The organism is Pseudomonas syringae, assembly GCF_000737245.1.
In the GTDB taxonomy this organism is placed as follows: Bacteria; Pseudomonadota; Gammaproteobacteria; order Pseudomonadales; family Pseudomonadaceae; genus Aquipseudomonas; species Aquipseudomonas syringae_J.
In genome coordinates this window covers 81,586-97,690 of sequence record NZ_JPQU01000056.1, presented here as the reverse complement: position 1 = coordinate 97,690, position 16,105 = coordinate 81,586, and the positions used below count along the sequence as shown (strand labels likewise).

The window sequence follows — 16,105 nt, the reverse complement described above, 5'->3', positions numbered from 1 at the left end:
TCGTCTAATGTTTCCGAGTTTAGCCGGTTTATCGAAGTTTTCTCGACCAATAAAGTGAGCCCATCCCCGGTGACCAGCCGGGCCACTTTAGAGGAAGCCTCCATGACCACCCAACGCGTTAATTATGCACAAGTCGCCCCACACACCTTCAAAGCCCTGCTGGGTCTGGAGAAAGCGATGGGCGAATCCTCTCTGGAAAAGTCGCTGCACGAACTGATCAAAATCCGCGCTTCGCAGCTCAACGCCTGCGCCTACTGCATTGATTTGCACGCCAGCGATGCCATCAAACTTGGCGAAACCCCACGACGCATTTTTGCCCTGTCGGCATGGCACGAAACCCCGTTTTTTACAGACCGTGAACGTGCCGCTTTACTGTGGACCGAAACCCTGACGCTGCTGGCAGAGCAGGGCGCTCCGGAAGCGATTTACAAAGAGGTGGCCGAGCAGTTTAACGACCGCGAATTGGCCGACCTCACCTTCGCCATCGCGACCATCAACGCCTGGAACCGCTTCGGTGTCGGTTTCGCCATGCAGCCGGCGCAATGATTATGGCCGCCTCTCTGCGAATGACCGCGCTGGCGGTCTGGCTACTGGCTGGCCTGGCGCACGCCCATGGCGGCGGCGCCGGTGATGAAACGGTGACGCCAGTTGCGCAGGCGCAATTGCCGGCCATGGCTGGAACTGACGCCAAGGCGCTGCGGGTGGAGTTCGCGCCGGGCGCTACTTCGAAACCACATACTCACCCTGGGCCGGTGTTTGTCGTGGTGGTGAGTGGTGAAGTGGAATCGTCGCTGGACGGTGGCCCGGTGCACACCTACAAAGCTGGCGACGCCTGGTACGAGGCGCCGGAGCAACTGCATGGGGTGACGCGTAACCCGAGCAAGACAGCCCCGGCGGTGTTAGTGGCGTGGTTGATATCGGACGGCAAGGCACCGTTGGTCAAGCCAGTAAAAATGAGTGTGAACACCCCGTAGGAGCGGCTTTGGCGGCGATGCTTTTGCCCTTCAAGCGCATCACTGCTGCAGCTGTTTGTACCGCGCTGCTTGTACACAACCTCGGCCTGTTGCAGCCTTTGACGAAGGGGTGCAATAGGCCCCAAAGCAGTCATTCCTCACCAGCCACCAGCCACCATCAAGCAGACACTACATTCGTTACAGCCGCCCGAGCTGTGGCGTTGGCGGGTGTGGTACTCCCCCTTCTATTAATCGGTGTACTGAAATTCACCCAGATTGAGGTGGAAGCCCTCAAGCCCTTGATAAACGGGACGCCTTGGCTCGCTTGGCTTTATCTTGTTTTTGGGGAAGTGGGCACGTCGTACCTGCTGGGCGTTGTAGAGATGATCACGGCTACCCTGATCATCGCGTCGATATGGTCAGCGCGCGCTGCAATTGTCGGTGGTCTTCTCGGCACCCTGACGTTTCTTACGACCGTCTCGACAATGGTGGCACTCCCGATATGGGAAGCGCCATCTGGTGGCTTTCCCTGGCTAAACGCGCTCGGCACATTCTTGATCAAGGACATCGCACTTTTAGGCATTTCGCTCGTGGTAATGGCTGAAGGCATCGTGCGTTTACGTGCGACGCGCGCCCTCTGAAGTGTTACCGGCGAGTTCAGGTTTGGCTACGGCGTGGACTTGGTTAAAGAAGGTTCACTGAAAACCTGTTGGCCGCCGCGGGTTACCAGCCGGCACAGATCAGCGATGTGCTCAATGCGTCGATGGCTATTCAACTTATGTACCTACTCAAGGAATTCCCATGACCGACCCACGTAACGTCGCCCACGACAAAAAAGTTCAGCAAGAGAAAAAGAATCACGGCGAAGAAATCGCACCGAACGCGGAGCATGCGCCTCAGCCAGGTATGAAGCCTGCAGTCAAGCATGACGATGACGAGCAAGAGGAGAACGCTTGAGCCAGGCACTCACCTGACGTGGTAATCGCAATTGACGGCACTGGCTGAAGTCAGCTGCCGCTATCCAGGCATTGGGCGCTGAGTGATGGCGCACTAATGCTTTGGATTCATCAGCCAGTCATTTTCAATGACGGCCGCGACGCCCTCCGATCCAACAGCGGAACGCGCCGTGTCCTGCTCTCGTATTTCCAGCCTCACGCCACCTCAAGCGCCGCAACGATAGCCTCGTTGAAGGCCGGAATGTCATCTGGCGTACGTGAAGTTATCAACGTCCATCCATTAGCCGGACATTGCTTGACCTCGGCATCTACCCAACCGGCAGCACCGGCATTTTCCAGGTCGAGCCTGACGCTGGGATAGGAGGTAAGGGTCTTGCCCGTGATTACCCCTGCGTTGATCAGCAACCACGGGCCGTGACAAATCGCAGCGATTACCTTGCCTGCATCGGCAAATTCCTTGACTAGGCGCTGAGCGTTTTCATCCATTCGCAGCGTATCGGCATTGACCGTACCGCCTGGAATCACAAGCGCATCAAAATCCGACGCCTTGAGACCGGCCAGAGCAGTGTGGGACTCGACAGTTCGATCTTTCTCGGTGTCCTGAACGAAAGTCTGTGTTGTACCGCCATCACTTGAACCATGGGTGACCGAAGCACCCTGTGCCTTGAAAGCTTCCAACGGTTTAACTAGCTCATCCCGCTCGATCCCCGTATTGGAGGTGATGAACAGTATTTTTTTGCCTGCCAGTTCATTATTCATATTGATTACTCCGTCCTTTATCCAGGTGGTAAATGAAGCGTGCGGAGGGTGATTTATCCGCCGCTTTGCAGATGGGATGACAGAGCGGTTTTGAAAGTTCAGTTGGATTTGTTTGGAGGGAGGTGACTTGGATGAGGCGTGGAGACGATTCTGGCCTGCGTACGCCTCGGCGAGCTTTGCACAGACCGGCGCCCACTGGGTCTGCGATGGCCACGCCGTTGGAATGCTCTGAATGATTTGATCAAAGTCGGGACGCTCACCCAAACCCGCTCTGACAATGAGCTCTGCTTAGAGATTCGGGATATGGGCTGATGGGCGGCGCGCCGCGTGTGATCGGTAGGCAAATCCTGCTGGCCGATAGCGACCTCTCACTGACGCCGCCACCTACATCCGGTGATGCTCCAGCAAGAAGTCCACGAACAACCGCGCCCGTGCCGGCATCGCCGAGCCACCTACGAATACCGCGTGAATGGGTTCCTGATCACCGGGGTTCCAGGCTTCCAGGAGCGGTATCAAGTCGCCGCGCCGCAAATCCTCACTCACGCTGAACTCGCCGATACGCGCAATGCCAGCACCTACTCGGGCGAATTGTGCCAGTGCTTCACCGCTGCTGCATTCGATGTTACCGCTGACTTTCAGAGAGAACGCTCGACCGTCGCGGATGAACGGCCAATTGGGTTCGGCACGCCTGAAGTTGAAGCGCAGGCAGTTGTGCCGTAGCAGGTCTTCCGGTTCCTGAGGGATGCCATGGCGCTCAAGGTACTCGGGCGATGCCACCACCACCTGGCCGGTGTCGCCGATCCTGCGCGCGGTCAACGGGCTGTCCGGCAGATAGCCAAAGCGTATCGCCACGTCTGCCTGACCCGCGAGAATGTCGACCACTTCGTCGCCGAGGGTGAGATCGACGACGATGTTCGGGTAGCGTGCGCTGAAGGCTGCGACCAAGGGAACGATGGCCTGCCGCCCGTGGCCAAGGGCGGCGCTGACCCGCAACCGCCCGCGTGGTACGCCTTGGTCAGCGATGGCTTCTTCGACTTCAGCCATGTCGGCGAGGATACGCCGGGCGCCGCGCAGGAAAGCCTCGCCCTCGGCAGTGAGGGTGATCGCTCGGGTGGTGCGCAACAGCAGGCGGGTGCCGAGACGTTGTTCGGTCCGCGCGATGATCCGACTGACCGCCGAGGGTGTCAGCCCCAATGCACGGGCGGCGGCCGACAGACTGCCTTCCTGCGCCACAGTGGCGAACACTTCCATTTCACCAGACCTGCCGTTGAAGTCCATTTGTGCTCCTTACGCAAAGGTGATTGCCAGAAACGCTATCTACCGGATTAAAACGCTGGATCGTAGCATTGGCGGCACAGATAAGGAGCCTTCCATGCGTATCAACCCACCCCTCGTTGCACTCGCCATCGGTGCCTTTGGCATCGGCGTGACCGAGTTCGCCCCCATGGGCATGTTGCCGAGCATTGCGACCGATCTCGGCGTTTCCATTCCCGCCGCTGGCCTGTTAGTCAGTGCTTACGCCTTGGGCGTACTGCTCGGCGCGCCGTTGATGACCCTGACCACCGGCAAGATTCCCCGGCGTTATCTGCTGATCGGACTCATGGCGATTTTCACCCTGGGTAATCTGATGTCAGCCTTGGCGACCGATTACTACAGCCTCATGGTCGCCAGGGTCGTGACTTCACTGAATCACGGTGCTTTCTTTGGGGTTGGCTCAATCGTTGCCGCCAGCGTGGTCGCCCCGGAAAAACGTGCCGGGGCGGTTGCGGCGATGTTCATGGGCCTGACCCTGGCGACCATGGGCGGTGTGCCGCTGGCGGCCTGGTTTGGTGAACTGTTCGGCTGGCGCACCGCGTTCTGGGGTATTACCGGTCTTGGCGTGGTGGCCATGGCCGCGTTGTGGTTCGCGCTGCCCAACCTGCCGGCACCGAAAAGCGTCGGTGTCATGGCCGAAATTCGGGTACTGGGCCGTGGCCCGGTGCTGGGGGCGTTGGCCCTGACCGTGGTCGGCTCGGGTGCCATGTTTACCGTCTTCACCTACATTGCGCCGATCCTCAGCAATGAGACCCACGCGTCCACTGCCTACATTACCGCCATGCTGGTGCTGTTCGGAGTGGGGTTGACGCTGGGCAACATCTGGGGTGGCAAGGCTGCCGACCGCTCGATAGATCGCACCCTGATCGTCTCTTTGAGCGTGTTGATTGTCGTCTTGCTGGCGTTCACCGTACTGATGCGCTGGCCGCTGCCGGCTGCCGTTGCCATCCTGATCTGGGGTATCGCCAGCTTCGCCCTGGTGCCGCCACTGCAGATGCGCGTCATGGAAGCAGCCAAGGACGCGCCCAATCTGGCCTCTGCGGTGAACATCGGTGCCTTCAACTTCGGCAACGCAATTGGTGCGGCGCTGGGCGGGGCGGTGATCAACGCCGGGCTGGGTTATCCGGCGATATCCCTGGCCGGCGCGGCAATGGCGGGCTTGGGGTTGTTGATGGTGTTGGCGTTTGCCTGGCGTTCCAGAACAGTTGCGGCTGCGGTGGTGTGATGTATGTGGGGGCGAGTTCCGGCGGCTGCGATCGGGCTCCATCGGCCTTCTGAACCCGTAGCAGGCCTCACGATCGCCTGCTACGGGGGTTACTCCAGACCTCAAGCGCTCTTCAGGCCTGCGGAGGTTCTTTTTCCACGCTGTTTTTTTCCTGGCTCTCTTTTTCAATAGCCTCTTTGATCAAGATCATATTTTGCGGAGAAGACAGGGCTATCCCCACCTCACGCATACGCCCCAGAACGGTAAATAACAGGTCGCTTCGCGCGCCACCCACTGAACGCGGGCTGTTGACGTAACCGCTGGCGCTGATGATCAAGCCGCTATTGGTCAGGTCTTTAAAGGTCACCGACGGCGCGGGGGCGTCGAGTATGGCCTCGTGCTCGGTAAAGGCTTGCAGCAGCAGCTCGCGGATTTGCAAGACATCGGTTTCCAGCGGCAAGGTCAGGGTGATACCAACGACTCCGAGCGCATTGCCCATGGTGACGTTACGCACGTTTTGCGTGATGAACTGAGAGTTCGGCACGATCACCGTGGAGCGGTCGGACATCTGGATTTCGGTGGCGCGCACATTGATCCGGCGGATGTCGCCTTCGACGCCTGCCAGGCTCACCCAATCCCCAACCTTAACCGGGCGCTCGGTCAGCAGAATCAAGCCAGAAATGAAGTTCTGCACGATGGCTTGCAGGCCAAAACCGATCCCCACTGACAGGGCACTGACCACCCAGGTCAGGTTAGTGAGGCTGATATGAAGCGTGGACATCACCACGGCCACAACCAATACAAAGCCGATGTAACCGATCAAGGTCACCAGCGAGGCCTGCATGCCGGCATCCATGTTGGTTTCGGGCAACAGCCGTTCCCCAAACCAGTCCTTGAGGACCCGAATGGCCAGCAATCCCACGACCAGGCAGATCAAGGCCAGCAGGATATCGCCGGGCACGATGTTCAGATTGCCCAGAGATTTGTTGGTGAAGTCCAGTTGGATAAAGCTTTCGAGCAGCTCGCCCGGGCTGGAACCCGAGGGCATGAAGGCGAGCAGTACTGCGGCTAAAAGCAGCAACGTACGACCAATGCCCGCCAGGATGGTGCTCGCCTGGGCCTGATGCCGTGCGGACAACCCCAGCGCCGAACCTAGCGCCATACCGCCCGGCTGCTTGGGCGACAAGAGCGTCTCGCAGACGTCGCCGAAGCAGGCAATCAACAGGTAGGCGGTGGACGCGACTACGCTCATCCACAGCAGTTTGACTGCCAGAAAGTACGCCAGCGTCAGGTAGCCACTCAACAACGCCAGCAAGCTCAGCCCGATCCAGACCGTGATGACAAAAGGAACCAGGCCAGCGAAACCTGGCAGGCGCTCCAGTTCAAAGCGACGGCGGGTGCGGCGATAGCGCAGCAGCGCGAAGAAAAACACCAGCGAAACCGCCAATGCCGTCAGACCATTGACCGCCACCGTCAGTGCCAGGCTGCTGGCTATCACGCTGTTGATGCGTTCCTGGGTGCCGATGATCATGAGTGCCAGCGCCAATATGGCCGGGAAGCGACCCATGGCGGTGGCGATCTCGTCAGGAATCTGTGGCAGACGCCAGGATGGGTGGGGAAGCATCAAAAGTGCGCGCCCCAGCCCGACAATGAAGGCACAGAAGGTTATCAGCGTCTGCAACTGGTCGAGCAAATTGACCACGTCGTTACTGAGCACGGCATTGCTGACGATTCCCCAGCGCAGCAAAGAAGTGGCCGCAGTGATGGTGACGATTGTCGATAACCCGACCGCCAACGCCAGTGCACTACGACGCAGGCGTCCTTCGGGCAGCCAACGGACCATCAGCCCGATTAACAGCCGTTCCAACACGCGCCTGACAACGACCCACACCAAAAACGCGCCGAACACCACGCTAAAGAACAACGCCCGGTTGCCTGGCGCCAGCGCGCTGTCAAACACGCTACGGACGTCAGTCAGAAGTCGGTTCATGCGCCCCAGGTCATCATCGGTAGGGCGAATAAGGGTGGACCAGAACGCCGAGCTAAGCGGGCTCGCGGTCCGGGTGCTGATTTGCGAATCAAACAGGCTACGGCGCAGGCTGAAAATCTGCGTGGCCAGATCCCGGGCCGATTGGCTCAGCGTATTGGCCTGACGCTCCTCGCTGACCAGTGCGTTCTTCTGATTGGTCAGGGTCTTGCGCTGGCTGGTCAGGCTTTGCGCTTCATCAGGTTGGGGCGGACCGAGAATGTTGAGCTGGTCGTCCAGGTGTTCGATATCAATGGCTTGCCTGGCGATGAGGCTGTCGGCCTGCTTCTGCACCTGCAAGGCGGCCTGGCGCAAGCTTGAAAGCAAGTCTTCGTTGGCTTTGACTGTGACTTTTTGGCGGATCTGGTCGAGCTGCTCATTGAGGTCATCCAGACTCGCTTGCTCAACCTCCGGCGACTGACTGCTGGAATCGGCGACTTGGGGGGAGGGCGTTGCCTGAGCCAAGGCTGGCACGCTGACGCACAGCAGCAACAGGGCCAATAGCCCGGCATAGAAACGGTTCAACGGAGGGTGCTGCATTCTCTTTCCTTCATAGCGTTAAGCGGCTAACCAGATCCCGGCGTCAGAAGCCTCAGGCGCTAAAAATATCAGCTGTCGGGGCTGGCCTCACGGGTTACTTGGGCTCAGACGCTAATTTCCGCCCAAATCCACTTAACGCTCCCATTGAAAAGCGGGCTCGTGCCGTGAATAAAGAAGCTTTCAGGACGTGGGATTCATACGAAGTGTGTCTCACGGAACGGCTGTCCCTGTGGGAGCCGAGCTTGCTCGCGATAAGGTTGGACGCGATTGGCCTGATATCTGCGGTAGCCCAATCGCGGGCAAGCACCGCTCCCGCATGGCTCGCATTCCACTCTGGGCAGGCGTCGAGCTGTACTGGCAACCGCCCCAACTACCCCCGACGCAACTGCCCCGGACTCACCCCAAGACGCTGCCTGAACACGGTCGCCATATGTGCCTGGGAATTGAAGCCGCAGGTGAGGGCGATGTCTGAAAGTCTGGCCTTTGAATCGCGCATCAGGGCACGGGCTTTGGTCAGGCGGCGGTTGATGAGGTACGCATGGGGGCTCGTGCCGGTCGCGGTCTTGAACGCGCGCAGGAAATAACCTTCGGACAATCCGAGTAACTGTGCCATCGCCGTTATCCCCAGTGAGCCGCCGAGCTCCGCGTCAATGAATTCGTCAAGCAGGCGCAATCGGCTGCCGGTGATTGAGCCAGGGTGGGGCGGCAGCAATGCTTCCTGATGCTGCGCGCGGTCCGCCAACGCCAGGGCCCAGCTTTCCCAGTCGTCCTCCACCGAGGCCTGCAACAGCGCGTTACGCATGCGTGAGGCGAGCTGCGTCGCGTGCTGATCGACGCGATTGTTGAAGGCTCGACTGCCCGTCAACTCGGCACCATCGGTGCGGATCACCCGCAGGTATTCACCGCCCTGAGCCGATTCGGACAACACGTCACAGCCGACCGGGACAAACGCCAGGCCGTTGGGTATCGCCGTAAAGGGTTGTACCCGATCGCTGCCGATGGCATGCAGACCGCGCTGGCTGTCGAAGGCGAAACCAATGGCTGATTGGGTCGACACGTAGCGGGTCGCATAGGCGCAGCCGGGTAACAATTCGATCATCCACGGCCCGGCTTCGATACGACGGACCGGTTCAGGCTGAGGCAATGATTGCGTGCGCTTGCGATGGCTCATCGGTGGATAGTAGCGAAGAGGGCACGGGAAAGTCAGGTCAGTTTTTTGAAAGCCAGCTCACTGCACCTCCCTTTAGGCTAGGGAAAACCTTTGGAGGCACTCATGCACAAACTGACTCGCGACGACATCGAACAGGCCGCCAGCCTTGTCTATCAAGTCATGCCGGCCACCGCGCAATACGCCTGGCCCTTGCTGGCTGAACGCCTGGCGTGCACGGTGTGGGTTAAACACGAAAATCACACGCCGACCGGGGCTTTCAAAGTGCGCGGGGGAATTACCTTCATGCACTGGCTCAAGCGCATGCATCCCGAGGTGAAAGGTATTGTCAGCGCCACTCGGGGCAATCACGGGCAGAGCGTGGCTCTGGCGGCGGCTGCGCTGGGGTTGCGGGCACTGATTGTCGTGCCGCAAGGCAACTCGCCAGAAAAGAACAACGCCATGCGTGGCTTTGGTGGGGAAGTGGTGGAATTTGGCCAGGATTTCGACGAAGCAAGGGAAGAGGCCGCACGCCTGGCGCAGGTCCATGGGTTGTATCTGGTTCCGCCGTTCCACACCGAGCTGGTCAAGGGCGTGGCCACTTACGCTTTGGAGCTGTTCACGGCCGCGCCAGACCTGGACACCGTCTACGTGCCGATTGGCTGCGGATCCGGCATTTGCGGGGTCATCGCCGCCCGTGATGCGCTGGGCCTGAAGACCGAGGTGGTGGGCGTCGTGTCTACCGAGGCCATGGCCGCGAAGTTATCGTTTGAATCGGGCGCGCTGCGCGAGACCGCCTCGGCAAATACCTTCGCCGACGGGCTGGCCGTGCGCAAACCGGTTCCCGAAGCCTTAGCCATTTACACAGCAGGCGCAGCGCGGATCGTAGCGGTCAGCGAGGCGCAGATCGGCGAGGCGATGCGCGTCTATTATTCCGACACCCACAACCTCGCCGAAGGTGCTGGCGCCGCGCCCCTGGCGGCGCTGATTCAAGAGCGCGAAGCGATGCAGGGCCGCAAGGTCGGCGTCATTCTGTCCGGTGGCAATGTGGACAGGTCGGTCTATGCGCGGGTTATTGCCTGAGTAAAAGCCCCCCTTGTGCTTATGCGCTACTGGATCTGGCGCCACATGATTCGCTGAGAGCCAAAGGCACCCGCTTCGCGCATGCCATATCTGTTGGCTGCTGAATCAGTCACGATTTTCAAGTCTGGGTCCGAGCCGGACCCCGTCAAGATCGTCGGATTACTGGGGATGCCATTGAGAAATGCGACCGCAGAAACCGTAATGTCTGCAGCCGTTATTTTGCCGTCTCCGGTGGTGTCGAGGACCCGATAATTGAGCATTCCGCCCTTGATCGCGTCCAGCTCGAACAAACGTCCGGTGCCGGTCCCGGCGCTGGCACAAGGATCCAGCGACGTGACGGCAGCGGTGGTGAAGATGATCCGGCCCCGGCTGGTCTGCGCCGGATAAATGATCCGCTCTCCGAGAAACGGGTCGTCGGTGGCCAGTAACAGGTACCAGCCTTTTTTGCTGGTCCAGTCCACATCGTTGGTCGATGATTTGTAGTAGGTATTGCCATTGACTCCGGTCAGGCTGCCAATGTCGACGGTCTGGACCGCAAGGTTGGTCTGCGTTATGCCCCCGCCCCCCCCGTCTGCATCCCAGATTGCATAAAACCCTTGCTGGGCGATGGTGGTCTTGTCAGTGGCTTCCATGAACTTGCCCGTGCCGACGTAGACGATTTTGCCGTTGATGGGGTGGTCCAGCAGCAGCGGCTGAACGGTGATGGGCTGAGCCGGGCCACCTGGAGCTGTAAATAATGGCTTGGTCCCGCCAAAGGCCACTGCCCAGCCGGTCGCGGCCGTACTGCTCAAATCAAACTTCCACAGACGTCCTTTAAGGTCGCCCGCATAGGCCGCTTGCACAATGTTCTGTGCGTTGACCTTCAACTTGACCGACGACAGACCGTTGTCGGTTTCACCATCGACCACCATCGGGGTCTGGATCTCTTTGATCAGCGCGCCGGTATTGGCATTGAGCACGAACAACGACGCACGCCCCGTAGTGCTGCCGTAGCCATTGCCCAGCACCACGATACTGGTGCCATCGGCCATGCGAGCCACTTCTGGCTTGGAGTAGGCATAACCCAGATTGTTGAATGGGTTTGAAGCAGACGGTACGTCGGGTGCCTTTACCTCCCACAGTGCGACAGGCGTGTTATTACTCTCATACAGCTTGATCGCGAAATAGGCTTTACCTCCCGCGCCCACTCCACCAAACGCGATGGTGCGCCAGGCGTTGCCCAATTGCGCGTCAAACACTGCGAGCGGGCCATCCACCGTAAATCTATGAATGCCGGAGCCATAGCCGGGAGTCGCGATGCTCGCCAGCGCGGGCAGTGCGGTGGATGGCATGTAGGCGTAACGACGTGTGCCGTCAGCGTTCAGCACGTTGAAGAACCCGTCATTGGCATTGACCAGCACACTGGGCGTCATGTTGCTGGCTTTGGTCGTTACGTAATTGCTGTAACTGGTATTACCGGCGATATCGACCGATGTCTTGTCAGTCGGCAGGGCGGCGATCAGGGGGGAGTTGACGATATCCCCGAGCAGCCGGGTCCGCGCCCGCAGGCCGGGACTGGCCGTACCCATGGTCCAGTTGATTAATTGGGCTCCGGTGACCCCGGTTGGTAAGCCGGTGTTGAGAGTGGCCTGTTGTGCCGTGGAGAAATTGGAGTAATTCAGGGTGATCCTGGCGGGCGTGGTAGCCGTGCTCCAGGATTCAAAAACCGGCGCAGTCGCTCCCGTGACAACCGTCGTGTCGGTGGACCATTTTGCCGCGCTCAATGCGCCCGTCGTTGCGTCGACATCAAAGGCGTTGATCGTGCCGTGCCAATCGCTGGGGTCATAAAACGACTGGTAGTAGCGGGCACCGGCGGTCAAGGTCGAGGAGTTGGACGCGCCGCCGCCGGTGCCAGAGCCAGCCGCCGCGTAGACACTGAAAATGTTGCTCAGTGCGAGCTGCAATGAGCCGGACAGGCCGGCGCTGTCGTTGGCCTGGTAGTACCTGCCACGACCATGAGCACTGTCGGCGGCGTCGATCAGCATCTGGTTACTGGTGGTGAAACCAATGGTGTAGGTGTTCATGTTCTGTTGAGCGAAGCTGGGGTCATCCCAGCTCTTGGCCGACAGATCATTCCCTTCGGCTGCTTTGCGCATATCGATGTCGAAAGCGAACTTTGCAATATCGTCCAGGTAAAGCGTATTGCCCTCGGCGTCACCGCTGAGGTTGGTGCCATCGTTGGCCGCGTTCAAATCCCAATTAGGGAGGGATCGCGAGGTATTGAGCACGTCATCAGGATCATTGGTGGGGAAGGTGCGGTCATACGTCGGCAAGCCATCAGTAATGACCACGCCGTAGTTTTTCTGGCAGCGATACTGGATCGGGCTGGTGTATCGGGTGGGAGTTGAATTGTAGAAGGGCTGGAGGCCTCGAAAATATCGGGTCACTTCGTAGTAGGTTTCAGCCATGGGCGAATTGGCTGACGGGACCAATGCATTGATGGAGTTTTGCAAGGTTTTGATATTGGCAGTCGCTTGGGCCTGGGTGACTTCCGTGGGTTGGTATTTGGTTTTAGTGACCGGGGAAAGATCGAGCACATTGCTGACGATTCGCCCGCCGGGCCCAGGGTTGCCGTTCACCGGATCGTTGTAGGCAGCAAGCCCCATGCGCAGCGTGGGATTGGCGGCTACCAGACTGGTCGCCACCGACTTGGCCACGCCCATACGGTACTGGGTGGGAATTTGCCCAGCCGTCACATCAATCAGGCCACCCGTGACCGGAAAGGTATCGATCAGCCAGGATAAATAATCGGCCGTGTAGCGGGTCAATCCACCGCCTGCCGGATCAGGCAGCTTCATGCAATATTGAAGAGCGCCTCGATAAACCGGTACGCCGCCCACCAGGCAATTTACCGATAACCCCAGTAGGCTCAGTGCCGAAAGCTCTCCCACAGATACCGTTTCGGTCCCGGTAATAGTGGTCGGAGTCAGGCATGGAATCACGATGCCTAATAGGCCTATGCAGGTGTAGTAGTAGCGTACTGGAGGCCGGGTCGTGACGGACGCGTCGAAACTGGACGACCAGATAATGTTGTACATGCTCTGGGAGTTATCAATCAGCAGCATGACGTTGGACGGTACGACTGACGAATTCAACAATGGCGCGGGCGCAGGCGTAAACGCATAAGCCGGTGCCATCAAGTACAAGGCAAGCAGCACGCCGTAGACAAACTTCATTGCACGGTGCAGCAACCTAGCAAGTCCCATAAACACTCTCCAGCACCGATCTGGACGTGCCTTGAGTACTGACCGAAGTTACCCGGTAAAGCGTGACTGTCGCGCCGCCTGAACAGACCGACGGCAGCACGACGGGCGTCATAGTCTGTCCCAGATTCTGTATCAGATAGAAGCCCCCGCCCGAGGCAATCCACGGCAGGCCAGAACTCGCCCCTGCGCCGCTGTAAGTCCCGCTGGCCACTACCCTTGTTGATTCAGGCGGCGGTAAACAATAGGTGCAACGCGCCAGGGAAAAACCATTAGCCAGTATCGAGCTCTCTCCGGTACGCAGAACCGCTTCCGCAATTTGGAAAGACTGATTACGAAAGCCGAGGCTGCTGGCCATCTTTTCTTGAAGTGCTGCACTTTGCATCGAAGAAACACCCAACATCGACAGCAGCAGAAGAAACACCAGGCTGACCACCAACACCATGCCGCGCTGCCGGGTATATAAGTTCGCTCGTGTCTGGCGCATAAAATCGTCCTCGCGTGTTCCATCAGAGGCCATTCCGCGAAGCGTTTAAAACGTTCGTAGCGGTCAACTGCCGGAAAATTCCACGTCGATGCCCATCGCTATCCGGTGATGGGCGGCGTTATCAAAAAGGATGAGTATTACCGGGGCGCAGGCCACCGCCGCCTTGATTAGCGGGAAGAACAGGCGGGTAAGCCTGCTGTGCGTGATGGGTGTCGTGTGACGCGCGCCAGCGTCCTGACCAACGGTCATGATCGCTACGGCCGAAAGACACGTTTGCGTGGCAGAAGACGCGCTGCTGAAGGTTTTCGAGCCCCCTATGGCAGGGGGTGAGCTGGGCAGCGCATCGGCTGCCAGACGTTACAATCTCAACTCTCATCGGCCGTCCGGCGAGGCCGAAATCATTGGCTCGGTGGCTCATACAGTCTCTCCTTGACAACAAGACATTAGGGGAGTCAATGCGTCCTGAACTGATTGGAGCGTAGACCATTGTCTCCATGTGTCACCCCATTGAGTGCTTTTTTGGATCCATGACCCCTTTAAAGATACAAACGCCCCACTGAGTGCTTCCTCGCGGACGTCTCTACCCCTTAATGACTTCCCCGTTGCATATACGTAGTCTTGACGCATTGCTTCTCACGCTAGTTCCCAAAAAATAAATACAAAACAGGAGTCATGCATGCAACCGATCCGTCTCGGTCTGGTGGGCTACGGCAAAATTGCTCAGGATCAGCACGTACCCGCGATCAACGCCAATCCCGGGTTTGTATTGGTGTCTGTAGCGACCCAAGGGCAACCCTGTGCCGGGGTCGAGAATTTCAAGTCATTGAGTGAGTTGCTGGAGAACGGCCCGCCCGTGGATGCGATAGCGTTCTGCACGCCACCTCAAGGTCGATTCGCCCTGGTGCAACAAGCAATCGCTGCCGGCAAACACGTGCTGGTCGAGAAGCCGCCGTGCGCGACCTTGGGTGAAGCCATGGCATTGGTCAGCCAGGCACAGCAACAGGGCGTCACGGGCTTTTTCGCCTGGCATTCACGCTACGCCCCCGGCATCGAAGCCGCCCGTGACTGGTTGTCGACGCGCACCCTGCAGAGCGTGCAAATCGACTGGAAGGAAGACGTACGCAAATGGCATCCGGGCCAGGCGTGGATCTGGCAACCCGGTGGCTTGGGTGTTTTCGATCCTGGCATCAATGCCTTGTCCATCGTGACCCATCTGCTGCCGCTGCCGCTGTTCGTCGAATCAGCGGATTTGCGAGTGCCGAACAACTGCCAGTCACCTATGGCTGCGTCCATCAAAATGTCTGACCCGCAGCGCCTCGATGTACGCGCAGAATTCGATTTTGATCACGGTCATGATGAGCTCTGGAGCATCGAGATTCGTTGCGCAGAGGGCGTGTTGCGCCTGGACAACGGCGGTGCCGTGTTGAGCATTGATGAGGTGCGCCAGACGGTCTCGCAAGAGGGTGAATATGCGGCGGTGTATCGCCATTTTCAGCAGTTGATTGGCGACAAAGCCAGTGATCTGGACCTGCAGCCGTTACGACTGGTGGCGGACAGTTTCTTCGTGGGAAGCCGGACCTTGGTCGAGCCGTTTTACGATTAGAGGATGATTGACCCCCACAAGGTTGGGGTAGTTGAAACCCGTCGGTACACCTAGAATCGCGCCCCGATGATTAAAAGGGGCTGAGAGTGAACCAACAGACATTGTCTATGCGCCTGGAACGGGTGGCGGCGCATGTGCCGGCGGGTGCACGCCTGGCGGATATCGGCTCCGATCACGGTTACTTGCCCGTGGCGTTGATGCGCCGTGGTGTCATCACGTCGGCAGTGGCGGGGGAGGTGGCGATTACGCCTTTTCACGCCGCTGAACGAACCGTGCGCGAGAACGATCTAGAGCAGCAAATCAGTGTGCGCCATGCCAATGGTCTGATGGCCATAGAGCCGGCTGACGGGATCACGGCGATCAGCATCTGCGGCATGGGCGGCGAGACCATTCGTGACATCCTCGACGATGGTAAAGCGCGATTGAGCGGCGATGAACGACTGATCCTGCAACCCAACGGTGGCGAGCAGCCCCTGCGGCAATGGCTGATGGAAAATGGTTATCGCATCCTCTTCGAGGAGCTGCTGAAAGAAAACCGCTTTCACTATGAAATCATCGTCGCCGAGCGGATCGGGTCGGTGTTGTACACCCCCGAGCAGTTGTACTTCGGCCCGCTGCAGATGCAGGTGCGAAGCCCGGCATTTCTCGACAAATGGACGCGGATCCTGCGCTACAAGCAGCAGACCCTGAACAACTTCGCCCGCGCCCTGCAGGTGGTGCCCGAGGAGAAGCTGCAAGAGGTGACCCGCCAGACTCGGTGGATCAGAGCGTTGCTGGAGTGAGCCGGATCC

The 16,105-nt window shown here is 59.0% G+C and carries 15 protein-coding genes; 8 read left to right on the top strand and 7 right to left on the bottom strand.

Features of this window, described 5'->3' with window-relative positions:
• Positions 1-102: 102 nt before the first annotated feature.
• The 4 genes from IV01_RS06535 to IV01_RS26450 all read left to right on the top strand — a co-directional run bounded on the left by IV01_RS06535 (position 103) and on the right by IV01_RS26450 (position 1,910).
• Positions 103-546, top strand: coding sequence for a carboxymuconolactone decarboxylase family protein (locus IV01_RS06535; protein ID WP_032630347.1), 444 nt, complete (start codon positions 103-105; stop codon positions 544-546).
• A gap of 2 nt (positions 547-548) precedes the next feature.
• Positions 549-974, top strand: a complete 426-nt coding sequence (locus IV01_RS06540; RefSeq protein ID WP_032630471.1) for a cupin domain-containing protein — start codon at positions 549-551, stop codon at positions 972-974.
• A gap of 17 nt (positions 975-991) precedes the next feature.
• The gene (locus tag IV01_RS0125380) at positions 992-1,594 is read left to right on the top strand and encodes a DUF417 family protein (RefSeq protein WP_080290366.1); all 603 of its coding nucleotides are present in this window, start codon (positions 992-994) and stop codon (positions 1,592-1,594) included.
• A 160-nt stretch (positions 1,595-1,754) separates the two neighbouring features.
• A complete protein-coding gene (locus IV01_RS26450; RefSeq protein ID WP_080290365.1) occupies positions 1,755-1,910 on the top strand; it encodes a hypothetical protein in 156 nt (51 codons plus the stop codon).
• 194 nt (positions 1,911-2,104) lie between these two features.
• Here IV01_RS26450 and IV01_RS06545 read toward each other — a convergent pair whose 3' ends face one another.
• Both IV01_RS06545 and IV01_RS06550 read right to left on the bottom strand, forming a co-directional pair.
• Complete coding sequence (locus tag IV01_RS06545) at positions 2,105-2,668, bottom strand: type 1 glutamine amidotransferase domain-containing protein (RefSeq protein WP_032630346.1); 564 nt, start codon at positions 2,666-2,668, stop codon at positions 2,105-2,107.
• A 384-nt stretch (positions 2,669-3,052) separates the two neighbouring features.
• A complete protein-coding gene (locus IV01_RS06550; RefSeq protein ID WP_032630345.1) occupies positions 3,053-3,946 on the bottom strand; it encodes a LysR family transcriptional regulator in 894 nt (297 codons plus the stop codon).
• Between the two features lie 94 nt (positions 3,947-4,040).
• Between IV01_RS06550 and IV01_RS06555 the strand changes: the two genes are divergently transcribed.
• On the top strand, positions 4,041-5,207 hold the full coding sequence (locus IV01_RS06555; protein ID WP_032630344.1) for an MFS transporter: 1,167 nt from the start codon (positions 4,041-4,043) through the stop codon (positions 5,205-5,207).
• Between the two features lie 112 nt (positions 5,208-5,319).
• Here the strand turns inward: IV01_RS06555 and IV01_RS06560 are convergent, their stop codons facing one another.
• Together IV01_RS06560 and IV01_RS06565 are read right to left on the bottom strand one after the other, a co-directional pair.
• A complete protein-coding gene (locus tag IV01_RS06560) occupies positions 5,320-7,752 on the bottom strand; it encodes a DUF3772 domain-containing protein (RefSeq protein WP_032630343.1) in 2,433 nt (810 codons plus the stop codon).
• Between the two features lie 370 nt (positions 7,753-8,122).
• Entirely contained in the window at positions 8,123-8,923 is an 801-nt protein-coding gene (locus IV01_RS06565) for a helix-turn-helix transcriptional regulator (RefSeq protein ID WP_032630342.1), read from the bottom strand.
• 102 nt (positions 8,924-9,025) lie between these two features.
• Here IV01_RS06565 and IV01_RS06570 point away from each other — a divergent pair, with 102 nt between their 5' ends.
• Complete coding sequence (locus IV01_RS06570) at positions 9,026-9,982, top strand: threonine dehydratase (RefSeq protein WP_032630341.1); 957 nt, start codon at positions 9,026-9,028, stop codon at positions 9,980-9,982.
• 26 nt (positions 9,983-10,008) lie between these two features.
• Here IV01_RS06570 and IV01_RS06575 read toward each other — a convergent pair whose 3' ends face one another.
• The 3 genes from IV01_RS06575 to IV01_RS06585 all read right to left on the bottom strand — a co-directional run bounded on the left by IV01_RS06575 (position 10,009) and on the right by IV01_RS06585 (position 13,960).
• Complete coding sequence (locus IV01_RS06575; protein ID WP_032630340.1) at positions 10,009-13,227, bottom strand: pilus assembly protein; 3,219 nt, start codon at positions 13,225-13,227, stop codon at positions 10,009-10,011.
• Positions 13,214-13,711 (bottom strand): pilus assembly PilX family protein, encoded by a 498-nt coding sequence (locus IV01_RS06580; protein WP_032630339.1) that lies wholly within the window; start codon positions 13,709-13,711, stop codon positions 13,214-13,216. Before IV01_RS06580 ends, IV01_RS06575 begins: the two co-directional genes overlap by 14 nt.
• A 63-nt stretch (positions 13,712-13,774) precedes the next feature.
• Positions 13,775-13,960 carry a hypothetical protein gene (locus tag IV01_RS06585; RefSeq protein ID WP_032630338.1) on the bottom strand — a complete coding sequence of 62 codons (186 nt, stop codon included), beginning with the start codon at positions 13,958-13,960 and terminating at the stop codon, positions 13,775-13,777.
• Positions 13,961-14,387: 427 nt separating this feature from the next.
• Here IV01_RS06585 and IV01_RS06590 point away from each other — a divergent pair, with 427 nt between their 5' ends.
• Positions 14,388-15,314: a Gfo/Idh/MocA family protein gene (locus IV01_RS06590; RefSeq protein WP_032630337.1), complete on the top strand. Its 927-nt coding sequence runs from the start codon at positions 14,388-14,390 to the stop codon at positions 15,312-15,314.
• Positions 15,315-15,400: 86 nt separating this feature from the next.
• Positions 15,401-16,096, top strand: coding sequence for a tRNA (adenine(22)-N(1))-methyltransferase (locus IV01_RS06595; RefSeq protein WP_032630336.1), 696 nt, complete (start codon positions 15,401-15,403; stop codon positions 16,094-16,096).
• Positions 16,097-16,105: the final 9 nt, after the last annotated feature.